4 protein-coding genes and 2 pseudogenes are annotated in these 5940 nt (G+C 60.6%); 4 read left to right on the top strand and 2 right to left on the bottom strand.

Features of this window, described 5'->3' with window-relative positions; genetic code table 11:
• The first annotated feature begins 142 nt into the window (after positions 1-142).
• The 4 genes and pseudogenes from WB785_RS07430 to WB785_RS07415 all read left to right on the top strand — a co-directional run bounded on the left by WB785_RS07430 (position 143) and on the right by WB785_RS07415 (position 3078).
• Positions 143-343 (top strand): ferredoxin, encoded by a 201-nt coding sequence (locus tag WB785_RS07430; RefSeq protein ID WP_424078192.1) that lies wholly within the window; start codon positions 143-145, stop codon positions 341-343.
• Positions 340-1455 carry an NDMA-dependent alcohol dehydrogenase gene (locus WB785_RS07425; RefSeq protein WP_424078190.1) on the top strand — a complete coding sequence of 372 codons (1116 nt, stop codon included), beginning with the start codon at positions 340-342 and terminating at the stop codon, positions 1453-1455. The genes WB785_RS07430 and WB785_RS07425 overlap by 4 nt, the downstream gene beginning before the upstream one ends.
• Positions 1456-1543: 88 nt before the next feature.
• Positions 1544-2626 (top strand): annotated as a pseudogene (locus WB785_RS07420) (NAD-dependent epimerase/dehydratase family protein).
• 65 nt (positions 2627-2691) lie between these two features.
• The gene (locus WB785_RS07415) at positions 2692-3078 is read left to right on the top strand and encodes a nitroreductase family deazaflavin-dependent oxidoreductase (RefSeq protein WP_424078189.1); all 387 of its coding nucleotides are present in this window, start codon (positions 2692-2694) and stop codon (positions 3076-3078) included.
• A gap of 19 nt (positions 3079-3097) precedes the next feature.
• Here the strand turns inward: WB785_RS07415 and WB785_RS07410 are convergent.
• Positions 3098-3868: pseudogene (locus tag WB785_RS07410) on the bottom strand (ABC transporter substrate-binding protein); the annotation flags it as partial.
• A 111-nt stretch (positions 3869-3979) separates the two neighbouring features.
• The gene (locus WB785_RS07405; RefSeq protein WP_424078187.1) at positions 3980-5830 is read right to left on the bottom strand and encodes a flavin-containing monooxygenase; all 1851 of its coding nucleotides are present in this window, start codon (positions 5828-5830) and stop codon (positions 3980-3982) included.
• Positions 5831-5940: the final 110 nt, after the last annotated feature.

Raw genomic sequence — 5940 nt, 5'->3', positions numbered from 1 at the left:
GTGGTATCGGAAGTCGGCGCCGACCTTGGGGCAGCACAACGCGAGCGTCCTCGGCGACCTACTCGGCCTCGACAGCGCGTCGATTGCAGCGCTCACAGAAAAAGGAGTCATCGGGACCAGGCCAGGCGGATTGGACTGAGCGGTGAAACTTCGTGTCGACTCAGAAATGTGCCAAGGCCATAGCCGTTGTTACGCAGCGTATCCCGAACTGTTCGACGTCGACGACGAAGGGACCGCCGTCGTCACCGTGGAAAATATTCCTCCCGGATGGGAAGACCGCGCACACAACGCGATCGCGAATTGTCCCGAGCGTGCCATACATATCGTCAAGGAGTCGCCATGAAGACCAATGGAGCAGTTCTGTGGGGGCTGAACGAAAAGTGGTCGGTCGAAGAGATCGAACTCGATCCGCCGCAGGAGGGCGAGCTACTCGTCGAGTTCGAAGCCACCGGTCTATGCCATTCCGACCACCATATCCGCACCGGCGACATGTTCGGGGTGAGTTTTCCCTTGATAGGTGGACACGAAGGGGCGGGAATCGTCCAAGAGGTTGGCCCGGGAGTGCGCGATGTAGCTGTGGGAGACCACGTAGTCACGTCCTTCCTGCCGGCGTGCGGTCGCTGCCGTTGGTGCGCCACCGGTCGTCAGAACCTGTGTGATTTCGGGGCGACCATCCTCGCGGGAGTTCAGGCCGACGGCACCTTCCGGCGCCGGGCCAGGGGACGGGGCATCGGCGCGCTCTCAGGCGTCGGCAGTTTCGCGCAATGGGGTGTGTTGTCGGAAGCCTCAGTAGTCAAGATCGACGACGATGTGCCGCTGTCGCGCGCGTGTCTTCTTGGCTGCGGCGTCACCACCGGCTGGGGTTCGGCCGTCAATACCGCGAATGTTGTTCCCGGCGATGTGGTGCTCGTGATGGGCTGCGGGGGCATCGGCAGCGGTGCCATTCAGGGCGCGCGGCTGGCGGGCGCGGAGCACATCGTCTTGGTCGATATTGAGCCGAGCAAGCGCGACAAAGCATTCCAGTTCGGAGCCACTCACTTTGCCACCTCGATGGAGGAAGCCACCCAGTTAGTTGGCGAGATTACGCGTGGAGTCATGGCCGACTCGGCCATCCTCACGCCGGGCGTGCTCGAAGGCGCGATGATCACTGACGCGCTCAATGCGGTGCGGAAGGGCGGTGCCGTGGTGGTCACCGCCCTGGCATCGATGTCCGACGTGACGCCGACGCTGCCGCTGACATTGTTCACGCTGTTCCAAAAACGGCTCCTGGGAAGCCTTTACGGCGAGGCCAACCCGCGCGCCGACATCCCTCGCCTGATAAGCCTGTACCGGAGCGGCAAGCTGTTGCTCGACGAGACCGTCACCACCGAGTACAAGCTCGACGACATCAATGAGGCCTACGACGACATGCTCGCTGGCCGCAACATCCGCGGGGTGATAGTCCACGACCACTGAGCTAATGGCGGTCAACCCGCAATCTTACTGCCGCGAAAGCTTGTAACCGTCGCTGATCTCCGAAAGCGAATGGCACAAAGGGAGACCCATGTCAAACACTGTCCTTGTCACCGGCGCCTTCGGCCTGGTTGGGTTCGGCAACCGTCCGGAGACTGGCCGAACTCGGCCGCCGGGTGGTGGCGACGGACCTCGATACGCCCGCCAACCGGAAGGGGGCTAGGAAACTACCTGACGGGGTCGAGTTCCGGTGGGCCGACCTCACCGATCCAGAGCAGGTGCGGCGTCTCGTCTCCGACATCGGCCCGGACGCGATCGTCCATCTCGCGGCGGTCATCGCGCCGGCGATCTACCCGATACCCAAAGTCGCGCGACGGGTGAATGTGGACGCCACTGCAAACCTGGTTCGCGTTGCCGAAGGGCAAAGCAAGCCACCGCGATTCGTCCACGCGTCGAGCATCACCGTGGTGGGTCCCCGAAATCCGCACCGCACGACCCCTCCTCTCAAGGCGGAGGACCCGATGCGGCCCTACGACGTCTACAGCGGACAGAAGTCCGAGGGCGAGGAGATTGTGCGGGGATCGACGCTGGAATGGGTGGTCCTGCGTTTGGGGGCCGTGGTCGGCCCGGATCTCAGGGCACTGCCTGTCAGCGCCGACATGGCTTACCTGCAATCCGTAGTGCCCAGTGACGGTCGGGTGCAGACCGTTGATGTTCGCGACGTCGCTTGGGCATTTGCAGCAGCGACCACGGCCGATGTCGCTCGCGAAATCTTGCTGATCGGTGGCGACGATTCGCACCGATTGACGTACGCAGAGGTCACCTCGGACCTCGTCGCGGCTCTCGGCTTACCGAGCGCCATGCCACCGGGCCGACCCGGGGATCCGAACAGCGACGACGACTGGTTCGTCACCGACTGGATGGACACCACCCGCGCCCAAGAGGCGCTGAAGTTCCAGAACCACTCATGGCCCGACCTGAGGGCCGAATTGTCGAAGAAGTACCGATTATTGCGCTACCCGGGCCCGCTCATCGCCCCGCTCGTGCGAGTCGTCATGGCGCGACGGTCGCCGTATCGGAACGCGCCCGGTCAGTACGCCGACCCGTGGGGAAAATACGCGCCAAATTGGGCGAGCCGTTATGGGATCGACCCAAAGGCATTCCGACGGGGTAGGTTTCGCGCAGGCCCAATGCCGTCACCACGGGCGGGCCAGACTGTATTGGTGGGAAAGGATTTTCATGCGAGTGCCTCGTGCTGTCGCACAGTTCAATCGTCGTGTCACTAATCCTGTGGCCCGCTCGCTCACACCGTGGCTTCCATGCCTAGGGACGCTCGGGCACGTCGGACGCAAGTCAGGCAAGCGATATCGAACGCCCCTCTTGGTATTCAAGACTCAGGACGGCTTCGTCATTCTTATCGGCTATGGGCCGCAAACGGACTGGCTCAAGAACGTATTGGCCGGCGGTCCGACCGTGCTGCACAAGCGGGGCAAGGCCCTCGCATTGGCCAGCCCGCGGATCGTCAGTAAGGCTGACGCCGCGCCCCTCGTCACACCAGGGCCTCGAGTGTTCTATCGTTTGTTTCCCTATAACGAAGCAGCATTGGTGTTGACGAAAATCGCCTAGGCGGAACGGCTTGAGTTACGATCCCCGTCCAATTCATGAACGCGTGCCACATGAACGGATTCATCCAGGCGTTCTGGAAGGCGGTGCTGGTGAACCGCGGCGGATCCCACTTCAGCGTCTCGAGGGCGGCGTTGATGAAGACGATGCCGAAGCCGAATCCGCAGTGCACCAACGCGCTGGGTTTGGCCTCGCACATAATTTCCACGGCTTTGGTGACATCTTGCGCGGTCATCGCCAAAGGCACCTCGGCGACAATGCGTATACCCCTGCGCCGGCATTCGTCCTGGAAATTCTTGCAGTAGTCGTGACCAGACACCGACTGCTCCACAAAGACTCCGACCTCACGGTGCCCGTCCTTTTCGAGAAGGTCGGCCCAGAAGATGGGCTCATCGGTCAGGGAGCCCTGCGGAAACGAAAAAGTCCACTCCCCCAACCAGTCGTCGCTACCGGTGACACTCAACGCGGGAACCCGGAAACGCTCTTAGATAGCCTCCCGGGTTGGTACGCAGTTGTCGCTGATATGCGGCCCGAACACCGCAAGACATCCCTCGTCGACTAGCTCCCCATACGCATCGATCACAGCCTTCACTGAGCCTTTGGGAAGTCCCTCGACCTCGCGGTAGATGATCTCAAGCGGGCGGTCGATCACACCCCGTTCGCGCGCCTCGTTGAACACCAAGTCGAACGGGTCGGTTAGGTCCTTCCGCATATCCTGCGGATATTCATCCGGAAGGATGAAATCCATGATGTAGCCAATCTTTACGGGTTCAGCTGTACTTTCGTAGGACATTTCGCCTCCAGTAACGTGACGACATAAGTGCGGGATCGTTGACTTACAGAGCTTCGGGCGAGGTCATCACCTCGCTGACAATGTCGAGCCTCAGGGGCAACACTTGTTGAATCACGGTTCGACCACCAGACCCGACAGATCGTCGTTCGAACGCCAGTCCTCTAAAAGCTTCTCCCACGCGTAGTACCCCAGGCCGTATGTCTCACCGGTATAGGTCCGAGGCCGCAGCTCACCTTGATCGTCCGCGACTTCCTGCCCGTCGTTGTTGAAATATCCCGGCGTGCATTCCCGGAAGAACGCGGAGGTGTCGACAGCGACTTCGCGGACGTGGTTGACGTACGCATCTTGGGCTTCCAGGCTTGGCTCCACCGTCCGAGCTCCGCGGCTGACTGCTTGGCTGATGATCCATGCGATATGACGGCCCTGGTAGTTGAAGGTCTCAGTGGTTGAGGCGTTGAATCCACCTTGAAAGAAGCCCACGAAGAATTGATTGGGAAATCCGTGGGTCATCACGCCGTGAAACGACCGGAACTCATGTGCCCAGTGGTCGTACAGGGATTGACCACCCCTGCCCGATACTTTGTCGATTCCCCAACGTCTTTGGAGGTCGCTGGTCACTTCGAACCCGCTCGCGAATATCAGACAGTCAACGTCGTATTCGGCGGATTCGTGCATGAAGCCGCGGGCCGTTATGCACTCCACGCCTCGCGTGGGAGAAACGTCGAGGAGTCGGACATTCGGCCGGTTGAACGTGGGATAGAACTCGTCGCTCGACGCAGGCCGCTTGCACATGTGCCGATACCAGGGTTTGAGGATTGCCGCCGTCTCTTTGTCCTTCACCACAGCGTCGACGCGTGCGCGCAAGCGCTCCATGACGCGGAAGTCCATTGCCTCGCGCTTTGCCAGGAACTCATCAGGCGATTGAGGCCAGCCCGTTTCGTTGAATTCAGCCGCGAGGTTCCTGTTGATCTCTGTCCAGATGTCGCAGATGCGGTCATGTTCACCCGGTGTCAACCCGTCGATCGCGGCATGGTGGAAGTTGATCTGCCGTTCGCGCTGCCAGCCCGGCTTTAGTGTCGCAACCCATGATTGGTCCGTCGGAGTGTTGTGGCGTTCATCGACAGTCGAAGGTGTGCGTTGAAGCACGTACAACTGCTTGGCGTATCTGGCCAGGTACGGAATTACTTGAATGGCGGAAACGCCGGTACCGACGACCGCCACACGTTTGTCGTTCAGCCTATCGAGAACCGGTTCGCGCTGGTCCCCGCCGGTATATTCGTAATCCCAACGGGCAGTATGGAAAACCTTGCCCTGGAAGTCCTTGAGTCCCGGCACATTGGGCACCTTCGGTGTATTGATCGGGCCCATCGCCATGATGATGAATCGAGCTCGTAGAGCGTCACCGCGATCGGTGCTGATACGCCAGCGTTTGACCGATTCGTCCCATCGCAACGCGTTGACGCAGGTGTGAAACAACGCACCCTCATACAGCCCGAGTTTGCTTGCAACGCCTTGGCAATACTCACGGATCTGGAGACCGTCGGCGAACTTTTTGGAGGGGAAGAACTGCATCTCCTCGAGCAGCGGAAGATAACAAAAAGCGTCGTTGTCACATGACAGGCCAGGGTATCTGTTCCAATACCACACTCCTCCGAAATCTCCTGCCTGCTCGATGATTCGGAAATCGGTCACACCGGCCCTACGCAAGTGGTAGCCGGCAAGGACTCCCGCCCAACCACCACCGAGTACGACGACATCCACGTCATCGCTTACCGCCTGACGCGACACCTGAGGCGTGTGCGGGTCGCTGTAGTCAAGTGCCTCAGCATCTTCGAATGCGGGTGCGTACTGCTCCTGACCGTCGAGGCGGAGCCGGCGATCCCGCTCCTCGCGGTACTTATTCTTCAGGGACGGGATGTCTACCTCATGTGGGGCAGGCACGTCAGTGGGATCGCAGTTCATCGGCTTAGCCCATCGGTGGTCTGCGGCGCGAACCGTAGCGGAAGACGTTCCATTGCAAGCAGAGCGGCATTCGGTAGGTACCGGATGTCTTCGATCGGTATCGCCAGGCT

This window comes from Mycobacterium sp. (genome assembly GCF_049585075.1).
In the GTDB taxonomy this organism is placed as follows: domain Bacteria; phylum Actinomycetota; class Actinomycetes; order Mycobacteriales; family Mycobacteriaceae; genus Mycobacterium.
Note: the sequence above shows the minus strand (reverse complement) of the source record. Positions and strands in the feature narration are given on the sequence as shown.